General features: G+C 42.3%; 1 protein-coding gene. It reads right to left on the reverse strand.

Features of this window, described 5'->3' with window-relative positions:
• Positions 1-523: ribonuclease J (locus FF105_RS11565; RefSeq protein WP_290046933.1), on the reverse strand; the 523-nt coding region annotated here is incomplete at both ends.

Consider the following 523-nt stretch of genomic DNA (forward strand, 5'->3'; position numbering starts at 1 on the left):
ATACGTGCCATTGACCAAAGGTTAGGTGGCTGCTTAGTAGTTGGTGTCAGATCAAACTTAAAATCACCAGTTTCTACAATAGTCCCAACTGGTGTGTGTACAGCTACACCAAATACGTCAGGTATAGAGTGGGTGGTACGGAAAAACTCGACACTTAACTGATCAAATTCCAGTACTGAGCCATCAGTAATTTCATGAAGTTCGACGCGATTAAGCATCTGTTTTTCTTCGAGTTTGTTCTTAATTAATGCCATTGCTAATGGGCCAGCGTAAACTGGAACATTAACAGCTTGCAAAAAGTAGGCGATTGCACCGATATGGTCTTCGTGTCCGTGGGTGATAACCAGTGCTTTAACGCGATCGATATTATCAACTAAATAAGTATAGTCAGGAATAACGTAATCAATACCGAGCAATTCGTCTTCTGGGAACTTAATGCCCGCGTCGACGACGATAATTTCATTTTGGTACTCGATACCGTACGTGTTCTTACCAATCTCGCCTAAACCGCCTAGCGCATAAA

This window comes from Leuconostoc sp. UCMA20149, from assembly GCF_030400235.1.
Lineage (GTDB): Bacteria > Bacillota > Bacilli > Lactobacillales > Lactobacillaceae > Leuconostoc > Leuconostoc pseudomesenteroides.